10 protein-coding genes and 1 pseudogene are annotated in these 13,787 nt (G+C 54.7%); 5 read left to right on the forward strand and 6 right to left on the reverse strand.

Features of this window, described 5'->3' with window-relative positions; all coding sequences use genetic code 11:
• Positions 1–121 precede the first annotated feature (121 nt).
• A pseudogene (locus G7064_RS02330) lies at positions 122–1,959 on the forward strand (M2 family metallopeptidase).
• A gap of 150 nt (positions 1,960–2,109) precedes the next feature.
• Here G7064_RS02330 and G7064_RS02335 read toward each other — a convergent pair.
• Entirely contained in the window at positions 2,110–2,829 is a 720-nt protein-coding gene (locus tag G7064_RS02335; protein WP_133272795.1) for a pirin family protein, read from the reverse strand.
• Positions 2,830–2,996: 167 nt separating this feature from the next.
• Between G7064_RS02335 and G7064_RS02340 the strand changes: the two genes are divergently transcribed.
• Complete coding sequence (locus G7064_RS02340; RefSeq protein ID WP_166072285.1) at positions 2,997–3,521, forward strand: peptide deformylase; 525 nt, start codon at positions 2,997–2,999, stop codon at positions 3,519–3,521.
• A gap of 89 nt (positions 3,522–3,610) precedes the next feature.
• Here G7064_RS02340 and G7064_RS02345 read toward each other — a convergent pair whose 3' ends face one another.
• Entirely contained in the window at positions 3,611–4,414 is an 804-nt protein-coding gene (locus tag G7064_RS02345) for a LexA family transcriptional regulator (RefSeq protein ID WP_166072286.1), read from the reverse strand.
• A gap of 372 nt (positions 4,415–4,786) precedes the next feature.
• On the opposite strand from G7064_RS02345, the gene G7064_RS02350 reads away from it, so the two are divergent.
• Positions 4,787–5,881, forward strand: a complete 1,095-nt coding sequence (locus tag G7064_RS02350; RefSeq protein WP_166072287.1) for a PA14 domain-containing protein — start codon at positions 4,787–4,789, stop codon at positions 5,879–5,881.
• A gap of 72 nt (positions 5,882–5,953) precedes the next feature.
• Here G7064_RS02350 and G7064_RS02355 read toward each other — a convergent pair whose 3' ends face one another.
• Positions 5,954–6,214: a helix-turn-helix domain-containing protein gene (locus G7064_RS02355; RefSeq protein ID WP_240935676.1), complete on the reverse strand. Its 261-nt coding sequence runs from the start codon at positions 6,212–6,214 to the stop codon at positions 5,954–5,956.
• A 2-nt stretch (positions 6,215–6,216) separates the two neighbouring features.
• Positions 6,217–8,007, reverse strand: a complete 1,791-nt coding sequence (recQ, locus tag G7064_RS02360) for a DNA helicase RecQ (RefSeq protein WP_240935677.1) — start codon at positions 8,005–8,007, stop codon at positions 6,217–6,219.
• A 486-nt stretch (positions 8,008–8,493) separates the two neighbouring features.
• Between recQ and G7064_RS02365 the strand changes: the two genes are divergently transcribed.
• The gene (locus G7064_RS02365; RefSeq protein WP_166072289.1) at positions 8,494–8,847 is read left to right on the forward strand and encodes a four-helix bundle copper-binding protein; all 354 of its coding nucleotides are present in this window, start codon (positions 8,494–8,496) and stop codon (positions 8,845–8,847) included.
• 109 nt (positions 8,848–8,956) lie between these two features.
• Here the strand turns inward: G7064_RS02365 and G7064_RS02370 are convergent, their stop codons facing one another.
• Positions 8,957–10,825: an alpha-amylase family glycosyl hydrolase gene (locus G7064_RS02370; RefSeq protein WP_166072290.1), complete on the reverse strand. Its 1,869-nt coding sequence runs from the start codon at positions 10,823–10,825 to the stop codon at positions 8,957–8,959.
• Positions 10,826–11,032: 207 nt separating this feature from the next.
• Positions 11,033–12,217: a class I SAM-dependent RNA methyltransferase gene (locus G7064_RS02375; RefSeq protein ID WP_133272788.1), complete on the reverse strand. Its 1,185-nt coding sequence runs from the start codon at positions 12,215–12,217 to the stop codon at positions 11,033–11,035.
• Positions 12,218–12,349: 132 nt separating this feature from the next.
• On the opposite strand from G7064_RS02375, the gene G7064_RS02380 reads away from it, so the two are divergent.
• On the forward strand, positions 12,350–13,756 hold the full coding sequence (locus G7064_RS02380; RefSeq protein WP_166072291.1) for a sugar MFS transporter: 1,407 nt from the start codon (positions 12,350–12,352) through the stop codon (positions 13,754–13,756).
• The last annotated feature ends 31 nt before the right edge of the window (positions 13,757–13,787 follow it).

The following is a 13,787-nucleotide window of genomic DNA, read 5'->3' on the forward strand; positions in this document are numbered from 1 at the left end:
TAGGTTGGGTTTAACGTGAAGCCGCTGCGGGCACTTGTCGGCTAGTTATTACTTTAGGGGCATTACTCCACCCACCTCTGTCCCTATTCCAGCATTTATGAAAAAAACGCTCTTCACCGGAATGGCCGGCGTTGCCCTCGGCAGTGCCTTATGGTCGTGTGCGCCTACGGCCAAAACGCCCCCCACAGCCAGCGCTACCACCGAAACACCCGCAGTAGCGCAGCCAGCTGCGCCCGACTGGCGTGCTCAGGCTGATGCTTTTTTACAGCAGTATTCCACTCAATACCAGCGCCTTTACACGCAGTCATCTGAAGCAGAGTGGCGCTCGAATACCCACATTGTACCCGGCGACACGACGAACGCAGCCGCTACGGCCCGCGCCAATCAGGCAATGGCCGCCTTCACCGGCAGTACCGAGAATATCACCCGTTTGCGGGAACTGCTCGAGCACCTAGCGGACCTGAGTGAGTTGCAGGTCAAGCAGTTGAAAGCGGCCCTATATAACGCCGCCAACTCGCCCCAAACCATTGCGGACGTAGTTACGCGCCGCATCAAAGCTGAGACGGCGCAGGTGGAAAAGCTGTATGGCTTCGATTACAAGTATCAGGGTAAGTCGGTGACCACCAATGATATTGATGAGGTACTGCGCAAAGAGAAAAACCCGGCCAAGCGCCAAGCTGCATGGGAAGCCAGCAAAGCCATCGGGCCTACGCTAAAAGAAGGCTTGCTGAACCTGCGCGGCCTACGCAACGAAACGGTAAAGGCCCTCGGCTACCCCGATTATTTCACTTATCAGGCTTCGGATTACGGCCTTACGCGGGAGGAAATGATGCAGTTGGTGCGTCAGATTAATGAGGAGCTACGGCCCCTCTACCGCGAGCTGCACACCTACGCCCGCTACGAATTGGCCAAGAAATACGGCCAAAAGCAGGTGCCCGATTATCTGCCTGCTCACTGGGTACCCAACCGCTGGGGTCAGGACTGGAGTTCGATGGTCGATGTGAAAGGCTTGAATCTGGATGCTGTATTGGCAAAAAAGGGCGCTGAGTGGCAAGTCAAGCAAGCTGAGCGCTTCTACCAAAGCTTGGGGTTCGCCGCTTTGCCCCCCAGCTTCTACGAAAAGAGCAGCCTGTACCCCTTGCCCGCCGGGGCCAACTACAAAAAGAATAACCACGCTTCGGCCTGGCACATGGACCTGGAGAACGATGTGCGCAGTTTGATGAGTGTGGAGCCAAACACGGAGTGGTATGAAACGACCCACCACGAGCTGGGCCACATCTACTACTATATGAGCTATACGAACCCCGAAGTGCCGGTGCTGCTGCGCAGCGGAGCCAACCGCGCCTACCACGAGGCAATGGGCAGCCTGATGGGCCTAGCGGCAACGCAAAAGCCTTTCCTGGTTGGTCTGGACCTAGTGCCTGCTTCGGCCAAAACCGATCAGACGCAGACCTTGCTAAAAGAAGCCCTGAATTACGTGACGTTTCTGCCGTTTGCTTCGGGGGTGATGAGCGAATGGGAAAACAGCTTCTATGCCGAGAATTTGCCCCCGACCAGCTCAACGCGAAGTGGTGGGAGCTGGTGAAGAAGTATCAGGGCATTACGCCGCCTACTGCTCGCGGCGAAAACTTCCTCGACCCAGCCACCAAAACCCACATCAACGACGATCCCGCGCAGTACTACGATTATGCCCTCTCCTACGTCATTCTGTTCCAGCTTCACGACCACATTGCCAAGAAAATCCTGAAGCAAGACCCGCACGCTACCAACTACTACGGTAGCAAGGAGGTGGGCACTTTTCTGCGCGATATCATGGCGCCTGGTGCCAGCAAAGACTGGCGTACCGTGCTGAAAGAGAAGACCGGCGAAGACTTATCCGCCCGTGCTATGGTCGATTATTTCCAGCCCTTGATGGCGTATTTGAAAGAGCAGAACAAGGGGCGCAAATACACGATGTAACGCTGCCTAAATCAGCCCTAAAAATGCCTTTGCAATTCTATTGGGGGGCTTTTTCTGGTATTCGCAGAGATTTTACTTCTCACTCGCCTCGCTAAAGGCATCAAAAAAGCCTGAGCTAAACGCTCAGGCCTTTTTTGATGCGTACTTCATCTAATAATTCGCCTCTTTGGCGGGCAAGTCGATCAAAATAAACTGGGCGTCCTTCTCAGCCCGAATTTCTATTACGTGCTCATCGGTCAGGCGGGCTTGGTCGCTGGGGCCGATTTCGGAGCCGTTGACGTAAATAGTACCCTGGCGCACGTAGATAAAAGTATTACGGATGGGAAAGGTCTTGAAAGTAATCGTTTTTTCGGCGTTCAGGTTCGCCCAATATACCGTCGAGTTGGAGTTCATGTACACCACATCTTCCAGTACTTTCTGCCCCGATACCAGCGGCACTAGCTCATTCTTGCTATCCAGAAAGTCGAGGTCTTTTTGCTCGTAGCTGGGACTCAGGCCTTTTTGATTTGGGATAAACCAGAGCTGATAAATGCGTAGCTCCTCGTCCGTTTCGTTGCGCTCCCCGTGCGCAAGGCCCGTACCGGCCGTCATACGCTGCACTTCACCCTTCTTAATCACGGCCCGATTACCCATGGTATCCTCGTGCGTTACCTCGCCGCTAAGCACCAGAGTCACAATTTCCATATCGGAGTGTGGGTGCTGCGGAAAGCCGGAATTAGGTGCGATAGTATCGTCGTTGAACACGCGCAGAGGACCAAAATGCATGTTGTCCTTGTCGTGATAATCAGCGAAGGAAAGCAGGAAGTAACTGCTGAGCCACTGTACGGGTGCGGCGTGGTGGCGCTCGGTGGCGGGGATATACTTAAGCATAGGGGCAACGTTGGGTTGATGGCGATGCTTGCGCATACGCGACCCAGCGTTGGTAAGTTAACTTCAGGGCTTCGAGAAACACTGGGGGGCTTTTTTAGGCATAAAAGCCTCCATCTGCTGTAATAGAGCATTCATCACAAGAAGGCAATTATTCCTTTCTTAGAGGTATGAAAACCATAGCTGACATCGTCTTACTGGGTGACCCGCGCCTTTATGAGCAGTGCGCTCCCGTGGTGGAAGAAGAATTACCACTGGTCGCCGGCTGGGTGGCCGACCTGCACGCGGTGATGGAAGATATTCGGGCTACTTACCATTTTGGGCGTGGCATCGCCGCGCCGCAAATTGGTGTGATGAAGCGCTTGGTGTACCTGCACCTCGATGGGCAGCCTCGCGTGCTGCTGAATCCGGAGCTGGTAGAGCTAAGTCCTACCATGTTCGAGCTGTGGGACGATTGTATGAGCTTTCCTAATCTGCTGGTGCGCGTCCAACGCCACCAGCAGGTAACCGTACGCTACCGCGATGAACAGTGGCAGCCGCAAACCTGGACTGTGCAGGATGGTATCTCTGAGCTGCTCCAGCATGAGTGCGACCACCTCGACGGTATCCTCTGCACCATGCGCGCCCTCGATCCGCTGTCATTCCGCTGGCGCCCCACCCCTGCTCCTGCCGAAAGCAATTTACGTATGGGCTAACTGATTAATAACCACTTATGATAAAATAAAAAGGCACGAACCAAGATTGGTTCGTGCCTTTCTTATACCAATTACGGATGAAGAAGCGCTTATGCTTTCTTTAACGTTGTCATCTGTTGCTGCAAGTCCAGCACGATGCTGGCCAAACGGTTGAGTGAGAGGTCGGCAATAGGGAACGTGCTGCTGATGTAAGCTTTGGCTTCCCAGATTTCGAGAACATCCTCTACGTCAATCTCATAGGGCGAGTACACTGGGTTATCGGAGTGCAACGACAGCATTGCACCCTGCTTAAGACGATTAAAGATGCGCTTAAACACAATGCCTTCCTTGCCGCTTACCACCACGCAGGGCGTGCCGTCCTTAATAGTTAACCAGTCGTCGACATAGCGCCCCACGATAACGGTACCCGAAGCAATTGGCAGCATCGAGTCGCCCTCAATTTCGAATGCACGGTACGTACCACCTGTGCCCAGCATCGGCAAGCGAAACTTGGGCAGCTCCTCAATGAATTCAGCGTCGGCGTAGCCGTTGAGATAACCAGCGCTGGCCTTCAACGGCACCAGCTCAATATTCTCATTCTGGTCTTTATCAACAGTCAGGGCCAGTACGCGCAGACGGTCAGCGGGCCGGGGCGGCTCGGGCACTTGCAGCGCCGGATCGAGGTGACGCATCGCCGCTTTCGCGACGCTCTTTTTGCTAAAGTCAGTGGTTACGAGCGCGTCCAGCGTAATGCCAAACAAGCGAGCCATGTTCACGAGGGTCGTGAGCTTAGGCTCTGCGCGACCTTCCTCGTAGGCGCCCACCAAAGAGCGTTTTATAGTTAGCTTCTCGGCCATTTGCGCCTGGGTGAGGCCCAGCTCACGGCGCCAGAATTTTAAGTTCGTGTTGATCATCGCTAAAGAGAGGCGGGAAAGGCTTCGACATCAAAACATTACCGGCTCGTGAAATTAGTAACAAGCAAGGAGCTTTACTAATTCAATTAGCTATTATTTTTTTGAATAAAGACAGTAAGCTAGGCCGTTGACCATGATCGTATTGTGCATAGATAAGTATAGCAAGTGGGAGCGCTCTTTGTGCTAGGGCTATCTGTGACAAACAATATTTTTTCTTTAAATCGATATACCAAAATATTATCGGATAGAGTTTTTAGTTTTTAGTTTATCCCATTCCAACTTATTCTATATATGCGGTTTAAGTGGTTATTGTGCTGGGCAGGATTGGTAGGGATCGTACAAATAAGCGCAGCACAAGCGCAATCTGTTCCGGTGGGTAATGGGCTGAAGGCGGTTTATTATCGTGGTGAAAACTTCGAAGAGCCAATTCACACACGCATAGACCCCGTTATTGATTTCGATTGGAAGGAGGAATCACCCGCGCCTGGTGTCCCGGCAGATCATTTCTCGGTTCGCTGGACGGGCAGGATTTACGCACCAGCCACAGGCGTGTATACCTTCCGTATTATTGCCGATGATGGGATGCGGGTATGGGTTGGAGGGCGGCAGTTGATGGAGGAATGGCGACCCCAACAAGCATTTGTAGCAACCGCACGTGTGCGCCTTACGGGGGGCAAATATTACTCTATACGGGTAGATTATTACCAAGAGGGAATAGAAACACGGGCTTTCTTGGGTTGGGATTTGCCGGGGCAAGAAGCCGCTTTCTCGCCCGATGATCTTACGAGAGAAGGCCGCAGCCGAACCGGTTTTTTTGGTAAGCCTGTCGCAACGCTAGTGCCAGTACAGCGGCGATTCTTATTTACTCCTGTGCCTTCTGTGGTACGCCCGCTGGTGGCGAAGCCTGCAAAATCTAAATTGCCGGAACCTGAGAAGGTTGAGAAGACGAAAGTAACTGTATCCAAAGCCGTTGTAGCCACGCCAAAGCCACCACCCCAACGGCCTGTGCGGCGTGTTGTGAAGCCGATACCAGTCTTGCCGCGACCTACTCCTGCCCCGCCATTAGTTTCTGTGCCTGCGCCCACTCTGCCCTCCGATTCGCTGCTTACGCTGGCTGCGTTGCCGGTTGGCACCATCGTGCCCTTGCACCAATTGTACTTCACCCGCGGCACCGCCAACTTACTGCCCTCTTCCCGGCCCGAGCTGACTCGTTTGGTTCGGGCGCTTCAGGCGCAGCCCAAGCTGAATCTGGAAATCCGAGGCCATACCGACAATGTGGGTGACTCCATCCTTAACCGCCGACTCTCAGTGCAGCGTGCGCGCGTCGTGCGGGCCTACCTTGTGCAGCGCGGGATTGATTCACTTCGCCTCACTACCCAGGGCTACGGCGGTACTCGTCCCGTTGCCGATAACCAAGACCCCAATCAGCGTCCGCGAAACCGGCGGGTAGAAGTAGTGCGGCGGTAACGTAGCAAGCTGGAATAAGCCACTTACGGTCGGGGCAAGCTTGACGATTCTTTTTCTTGAGAACAGCCTTATTTAGCCATCTCCACGCAGTCGCTTCTGGTAATGCACGGCCAGCCGTAATTTAAAGTAATCGTGTTTTTCGCGCAGGTGGTCAAATAAATCGCGCAGCAGTGGCTCGCCGCCGAGCTGGTCGCGGGCAGTTTGGATTTCGGCAAACTCATCCATCGTCAGAAACTCCTCCAATCGAATCTGGTAGCCTTTGGCATACAGCGTTTCGATATGGGCGCGCACCGTGCCAGTACTCAGACTTCGCTGCTCGGCAATGGCCTCCACACTCAACCCCACCCGGTGCAGCTGAAACGTGGTTTCGTGCGTATCGCCGACCTCACGCTTGCGCGGAGCGGGCGTGGGGGCATTTCTTCCAAGTTGTCGGCAATGTCGGCGTACGTGGTGGTGCTGGAGTCCGGTGCGCCGCCACCCCGATGCTCCAATATTTCCTTGATGAACGCCTCGCCATAGGTTTCAAACTTTTTCATACCCACGCCCGAAATCGCTAGCATGGCCACCCGCGACACGGGTTTCTCCGCAGCCATTTCCTCCAGCGTGGCATCCGAAAACACCACATAAGGCGGCACGTTTTGCTCGTCGGCGATGCGCTTGCGCAGCTGCCGCAACCGCTCGTACAGCTTGGCTGTCGCATCGGCAGGCTTCGTGGCGGCTTGCGCTGCTTTGCGACTGGCACGAGTGGGTTTTTCGGCCTTTTCGGCGGGTTTAAACTGCTTAAGTGGCAGCTGACGCTGGCCTTGCAGCACCTCTTTGCCTAACTCTGTGATTTTAAGCGCGTAGCCCTCTTCGTAGGCAATGTAAAGCAGGCCGTCATTCAGCATCTGATGCACGTAGCTGTACCAATCCAGATAAGGCAAATCAGAGCCGGCGCCGTAGGTTTTTATCTGGTCGTAGCCGCCGCTGAGCACGGCTTGATTGCGCATACCGCGCAGTACGTCGATGAGCAGACCGATGCTGGCCCGCTCCCGCATCCGCACTACCGCCGACAGTGCTTTCTGGGCGATAAGCGTGCCGTCGAAAGTGGTTGGTGGGTTGCGACAAATGTCGCAGTTGCCGCAGTCGGTGGGCAGGATTTCGCCAAAGTAATTCAGCAGGATTTTGCGGCGGCAGCTGGCGGCTTCGGCAAATTGCTGCATGCGCTCCAGCTTCGTCAGGTTTAGCTGGGTAAGATTGGGATTGTCTTTAGTCAGCATTTCCCGCAGGCTCATCACGTCGCTGAAGCTATAAAAAAGCAGCGCTGTGGCATCCGTCCCGTCGCGGCCGGCCCGACCAATTTCCTGGTAATAGCCCTCGATATTTTTGGGCAGATTGTAGTGAATCACCCAACGCACGTTGCTCTTATCAATGCCCATCCCGAAGGCGATGGTGGCAATAATCACCTGCAAATCATCCTTCAAAAAGCCTTCTTGCACCGCTGAGCGCTGGTTGGGCGTCATGCCGGCGTGATAGTGACCGGCGCGGTAGCCCTTGGCAATCAGCTTTTGCGAAAGGGTTTCGCACTGTTTGCGCGAAAGGCAGTAAATGATGCCCGGCTGGTCGGGGTGACGGTCTAGAAACTCCAAAATGCCCCCCACGCGGTCTTGGCCAGGGCGCACGATGAGGTTGAGGTTGGGCCGGTCGAAGCTGGCCACGAATACCTGCGGATCCTGCAGGCGCAGTTGCTGCTGTATATCGCGCTGGGTAAGGCGGTCGGCGGTAGCGGTGAGGGCAATAATTGGCACCTGCGGAAACTGTTCACGCAGTAATCGTAGCTGAGTGTACTCCGGCCGAAAATCATGGCCCCAGGATGAAATGCAGTGGGCCTCATCAATCGCAAACATGCTGATCTTGAGGCGTTGCAAGAATTGTAAGAAGCCGGGCGAGAGTAGCTTTTCGGGACTCACATATAGTAGCTTCAGATGGCCACTCATGCAAGCCGCCCCAATGTTGTTTTGCTCGCTCTGTCCGATGCTACTGTTAATGCCCGCCGCCGCAATACCGTTAGCCTTGAGCGCCTCCACCTGATCTTTCATCAAGGCAATCAGTGGCGACACCACCACGCACACACCCTCGCTCACCACGGCTGGCACTTGGAAGCAAACCGACTTACCGCCCCCGTGGGCATGAGCACTACCGTATCGCGTCCACCTAAGATAGAAGATATAATCTCCTCTTGCATAGGCCGAAATGAATCGTATCCGTAGTATTTCTTTAAGACTTGCCGAGCAGATTCTAAGGTCGGCGAATAGGTTTGGGGGGCAAATAACATTTGGTAAAAATACGCCAGCTAGGCGGGAGTTGAAAGGCGCCGGATCGGATAAACAGACTAAAGCGCCGCGCCATTCAGCATTGGTTTGTGAGTGGCTATTGCTGCGCGAGTCATGTAACGACCACGCTCCTAAGCGCAGTTCCGATGAGCAACATAGGATTCGCATCGGGCTGGCGGGGGGCTTTTTTTAGAAGCGTAAGCCCAAATTGTATTCGCCGCAAACTCAATCCTGTATTACCGCTTGATCCATAATCTGCGTAGAAAGGGTCATCTCATCCCGTACCTAAACCAATTGACAATGAGCCAGTCCCGTACCTACGCCACCCAGAACCAAGAAGCTCAAGCCGTGCTCGACGCCCTCAGCCGCTGCGTTGCTGCCTGTGAAATGTGCGCCGACGCCTGCTTAAGCGAAGAGGACACCCAAATGATGGTTCCCTGTATCCGTCTCGACCGCGACTGCGCCGATATCTGCCGACTTACTGCCGCTTTCATTGCCCGCGGCTCCGATCATGCTCAGCATGTCCTACGCGAGTGCATCGAGATTTGCCAGAAGTGTGCCGAGGAGTGCGGCCGCCACAGCCACGACCATTGCCAGCAGTGCGCTGAGGCTTGCCGCTCTTGCGTGGAAGCCTGCCGTAGCTATCAACAGTAATTTTATAGTATTGTCATCCTGACGCAGGAAGGACCTTATCACACCTGAACATTGTAGCAATATGTTCAAGCGAGATAAGGTCCTTCTGCGTCAGGATGACAACTGGTTTCTACCGCATCAGCTCCAACACCATCGCGGTTTTGGCTGGCACCTGAATAGTCGTGACACTATTCAGCGACTCATTAGTGAGAACATTGCGGGCTTTGGTAAAGCCATTCATACGCTCGGAGAAGCGGGCCGTAGGCATTGCGGTAGGCTTATCAGTGGCATTGGTGGCGACCATTACCGTGCCCTTGTCGTCGTAGCGAAAGTAAACGTAGAGGCCATCTTGAGGCAGATACTGCATGAGTTTGCCGGAGTGCAGCACGGGATGATCGCGGCGGTAGGTGGCCAGGGTGCGCACGAACTGGAAAGCTTCGTTTTCTTTCTGGGTGCGGCCTGCGGCCGTAAACTTATCCTCCTTGTCGCCGGGCCAGCCCCCAGGAAAATCTTTGCGCACTTCAGCGTCGGTAGGGTTTTTAAGATTCTTCATCAGAATCTCGGTGCCATAGTACATCGATGGAATGCCGCGGGTGGTAAGCAGCCAGGTCAGCCCCAATTTATACTTGTTGTAGTCTTCACCTACTACCGATAGAAACCGGTCGTGGTCGTGGTTGTCGAGGAAGGTCACAAACTTGGTTGGATCCTGATACACTGCGTCTTGGGCCAACGCTTCGTACATACGCTGAGGGCTACCATCGTGCTTCAGGCCGTCCACCATGGCGCCTTCCAACACGAAGTCTAGCCCGCCCGGCTGGTTCGACTTAAACTTGAAATCGATGTTGTTGCGCACGTAGTACGCCTGATCGACCACATTATTCACCGATGACTCTCCGAAGATGTGAATGCGCGGATATTCGGTGAGCAGCGCTTGGTTGCAGCGGTTCATAAACGGCTGATCATTATACATGTAGGTATCAATGCGCCAGGCATCTACCCCAAAGTTCTCCACCGACCAGATAGCGTGCTGAATCAGGAAATTGGCCACGTAGGGGTTCTCCTGATTGAGGTCGGGCAGAAAGGGTACAAACCAGCCATCGAGGGTAATCTTCTTGTCTATCTGAGAAGAGTACGGGTCGGTGATGGGCTGCTGCCGGTAGGACGTATTGGTGTAAGAAGGCCACTGGTGCAGCCAGCTTTTCATCGGCAGATCCTGGATAAACCAATGTGTGTTGCCAATGTGGTTATACACAGCATCTTGCACCACCTTCATACCGGCCGCGTGGGCTTTTTCGACAAAGGCTTTGTAGGCAGAATTGCCCCCCAGACGGCGGTCTACGTTATAATGATCTGTGAAACCGTAGCCGTGGTAAGAAGCCCGCATGGTGCCGCCTTCATTGGTTAGAGGCTGGTTATTTTCGATGACAGGTGTAAACCACACGGCCGTGATACCCAGATCTTTAAGATACGGGAGGCGCTGCGTGGCGCCCGCCAAGTCGCCACCGTGGCGCAGGAATCCATTGCTCCGGTCATGGTTGGGGTCGCGCATATCGGCAAACTTGTCGTTGCTCGGGTCACCGTTGGCGAAGCGGTCGGGCATCGCCAAGTAGATAAAGTCTGCCTGCGTGACACCCTGCCCTTTTGGTGCGTTGTCACGGGCTTTCAGTTCCCAGGCTTGGGTTATTGTCTGGGAGCCTTTTTTGCCAATGATTTGCACTGTACCAGGCTTGGCTGAACTCGCAATGGTTAGGTCCAGAAATGCATAGTTCGGATTCTCGACGGTGTTCGTTTTCACCAGCTTCACGCCTGGGTAGGCGATGCTGTAGGTAAGCGTACCTGCATTAGGGCCGTGCACCAGCAGCTGGAGTTTCGGCTCCTTCATGCCCACCCACCAGTTGGTTGGGTTCACTCGTTGAATGGACGGCGTTTGGGCAGCCGCCCACAGGGGAACCAGTAGCACCAGTAAGAGCAAGAGCAGGTTTGAATAGAGTTTTTTCATGTTGAGCGGTGGGTTTTTTGGCAGAAAAGTAATTGGCAGCATGTGGTGACGTCTACTAACAGTCAATGTAAGAAAACATCAGAACGTCATGCAGAACGCAGTGAAGCATCTCGCGTGTTAATCAGGATTAGTATTCCTAAACAAGCACGCGAGATGCTTCACTGCGTTCTGCATGACGTTTTGGTGAAGATTTTATGAGTTGGTTTACTACTCTGGGCGAGCTACGCGGCGCGAGCCTTGATAGAGTTCGTACTTCAGCAAACGGCAGTCAATGGGGCCGTTGAAGAGGGGGATGCGGCGGGATGCTTTCAAGCCCACGCGCTTAGCTGCATCCAAGTTTCCCGTAAAGATATAGGCGTCGTAGCCTTGGAAGTTCGTTTTAAGCGTGTCGCCGATCATTTTATAGAGTTCGGCCATCTGCTCTTCTTCGCCAATACGCTCCCCGTATGGCGGGTTCATAATTACAAGACCAGGATCCCCTTTCGGCGCTTTCGCCTCGCGAACATCGCGCACGGCGAGCCGGATGTAATCTTCCAAACCAGCAGCTTCCACGTTCTGACGAGCTAGCTCCAAGAACTCAGGAGAGATATCGGAGCCGCCGATATAGGCTTGTGGTTCTTCAATCTGAGCATTGCGGGCGTCGAGCTGCACCGACTCCCAGAGGGCGCGGTCAAAGTCAGGCCAGTTTTCGAAGCCGAACTTGCCCTGGTGATACAGGCCGGGCGCGATGCGCTGGGCAATGAGCGCCGCTTCCGTCAAGATGGTACCCGAACCACACATGGGGTCAATGAGCGTCTTTTTGCCATCCCAGCCAGTGAGCAGCAACAGACCAGCGGCTAGCACCTCGTTCAGCGGGGCCGCGTTGGTTTGCTGGCGGTACCCGCGCCGGTGCAACGACTCGCCCGAAGCGTCGAGCGACAAGGTTACTTCGTTGTCCAGCATGTGCAAATGCAGCCGGATATCGGGCTTGTTTACGTCTACGCTGGGCCGTGAGCCGGTGCGGTCGCGAAACTGATCCACGATGGCATCCTTTGTCAACTGGGCCACGAATAGGGAGTGCTCAAACGTGGATTTATTCACTACCGCCGTAATGGCGAAGGTTTGGTCGGGGCGGATATAGCGACTCCAATCAACGCGGCCTACCTCGCGGTAGAGGGCTTTTTCGTCGGGAGCATAGAAGGCGGCGAAGGGTTTGAGGATTCGCATGGCCGTGCGGCACCACAAGTTTGCCTCGTAGAGCAGCTGCTTGTTGCCCATAAACTCGATGGCGCGGCTGTGCACCTGCTCAATTTTGGCCCCCAGTTGCTCTAGCTCTTGGGTCAGCACATCTTCGAGGCCAAACTGCGTGGTAGCCGTCATGAAAAAGGGTTCGTCGCGGCGGTTGTCGGCCATAGTCGGAGTTTTTAAGGGTGTAGGGGCAAAGGTCGAGAAAAGCACCGTCAGAACGACAACTCTTGGCGTTGCATCGTGCTTCGCCCACTATTTCTATCTTTAAGGCCCACAACTTTCCCCTTCCTGCCCGCAATGGCTGTCCCAACGTCTACCTCCTCTCCCGCTGCCACCGGCGCGCCCGCCACTACCCGCAGCTTCGTCGTGCCCATGATGGCTATGACGGCCCTATTTTTCCTCTTCGGGGCCGTCACCAATTTCAACGACGTGCTCATGCCCTACCTGAAGGACGTGTGCCAGCTCACAGACTTGCAGTCGTCGTTGGTACAGTCGGCCTTTTTTGGGGCTTATTTTCTGATGTCGCTGCCGGCAGGCTTTGTGCTGAAGCGCCTCGGTTATAAGAATGGGATTGTGCTGGGTTTGCTAGTAATGGCCTGCGGCGCGCTGCTGTTTGTGCCCGCCGCCAACTCCCGCACTTTTGCCTTGTTTCTCACTGCTTTAGGACTGCTAGGGGCCGGAATTACGCTGCTACAAGTGGCGGCCAATCCGTACGTTTCGGTATTGGGCCCGGCGCGCAATGCGGCAGCGCGAGTGAGTATCGTGGGTGTAGCCAACAACTTTGGTGGCGCTTTATCACCCCTAGTCGGCGGCCTCATCTTATTTGGTGGTTCGGTGGCCCTAAAGGCTCAGCTAGCGGCCTTGCCAGTGGCTCAACGCCTTGACCAAGAGGCTCAGTTAGTAAAAGGACCGTACTTGGGCTTGGCCGCTTTTCTGGTCGTATTGGCAGGAGTTTTCTTCTTGTTAAAACTCCCTGAAATTGAAAGTCTGCCTGCTGAAGAGTCGGCGCAAAGCGCTGACGGCCAAGCCACCACCCGCACTAGTGCGCTGAGCTTTCCGCATCTGGTGCTGGGCGTCGTGGCCATTTTCGTGTACGTGGGCGTTGAGGTTGGGCTAGGTTCGTTTCTCATCCGCTACGGCGAGTCGCAGGGGATTCAGCAGCTGAGCAACTTCACCCAGAATCTGGTGCAAGGACTGAATGTTGCGACCAACTATGCTCTAATGTTCTTCGGCCAAGAGCCTGCTCCTATCGACACATCGGGGGGATTTACCAAAGCTGTGGGCGCAGTACTGGTATCGTCTTATTGGTTTGGCTCGTTGGTGGGTCGGCTGGTGGGCATTCCGCTGCTGCTGCGCTTCCACAACCGCGGTATGCTGATTGGCGTGTGCGCCGCCGGCGTAGCGCTGGTAGTGGCTTCCATTCTGACCACGGGTGAGGCAGCGTTGTGGCTGATTGTGCTGTGCGGCCTTTGCAACTCCATCATGTGGCCGGTTATTTTCCCATTGGCTATCAATGGTTTGGGTCAATTCACCAAGCAAGGCTCGTCCTATCTCATTATGGCCATTGTGGGGGGCGCCATCATTCCACCCCTGATGGGCTGGCTGGCCACCGACGGCGGTGGGCTGCGTGTGGCCTTTGTGGTACCTGCGCTTTGCTATGCGTATCTGCTGTATTACGCCGTGAGCGGCTACCGGGTGCGGTAACAAATCAAATTTAGCACTCGGCTGCTGGGGG

This window comes from Hymenobacter sp. HDW8 (assembly GCF_011305775.1).
Taxonomy (GTDB): domain Bacteria; phylum Bacteroidota; class Bacteroidia; order Cytophagales; family Hymenobacteraceae; genus Hymenobacter; species Hymenobacter radiodurans.

Excerpts from the sequence above, each read along its gene's own strand:
- G7064_RS02345 (WP_166072286.1), bottom strand. The coding sequence starts at position 4,414 with ATGATCAACACGAACTTAAAATTCTGGCGCCGTGAGCTGGGCCTCACC.
- G7064_RS02380 (WP_166072291.1), top strand. The coding sequence starts at position 12,350 with ATGGCTGTCCCAACGTCTACCTCCTCTCCCGCTGCCACCGGCGCGCCC.
- G7064_RS02365 (WP_166072289.1), top strand. The coding sequence starts at position 8,494 with ATGAGCCAGTCCCGTACCTACGCCACCCAGAACCAAGAAGCTCAAGCC.
- G7064_RS02370 (WP_166072290.1), bottom strand. The coding sequence starts at position 10,825 with ATGAAAAAACTCTATTCAAACCTGCTCTTGCTCTTACTGGTGCTACTG.
- G7064_RS02340 (WP_166072285.1), top strand. The coding sequence starts at position 2,997 with ATGAAAACCATAGCTGACATCGTCTTACTGGGTGACCCGCGCCTTTAT.
- G7064_RS02375 (WP_133272788.1), bottom strand. The coding sequence starts at position 12,217 with ATGGCCGACAACCGCCGCGACGAACCCTTTTTCATGACGGCTACCACG.
- G7064_RS02335 (WP_133272795.1), bottom strand. The coding sequence starts at position 2,829 with ATGCTTAAGTATATCCCCGCCACCGAGCGCCACCACGCCGCACCCGTA.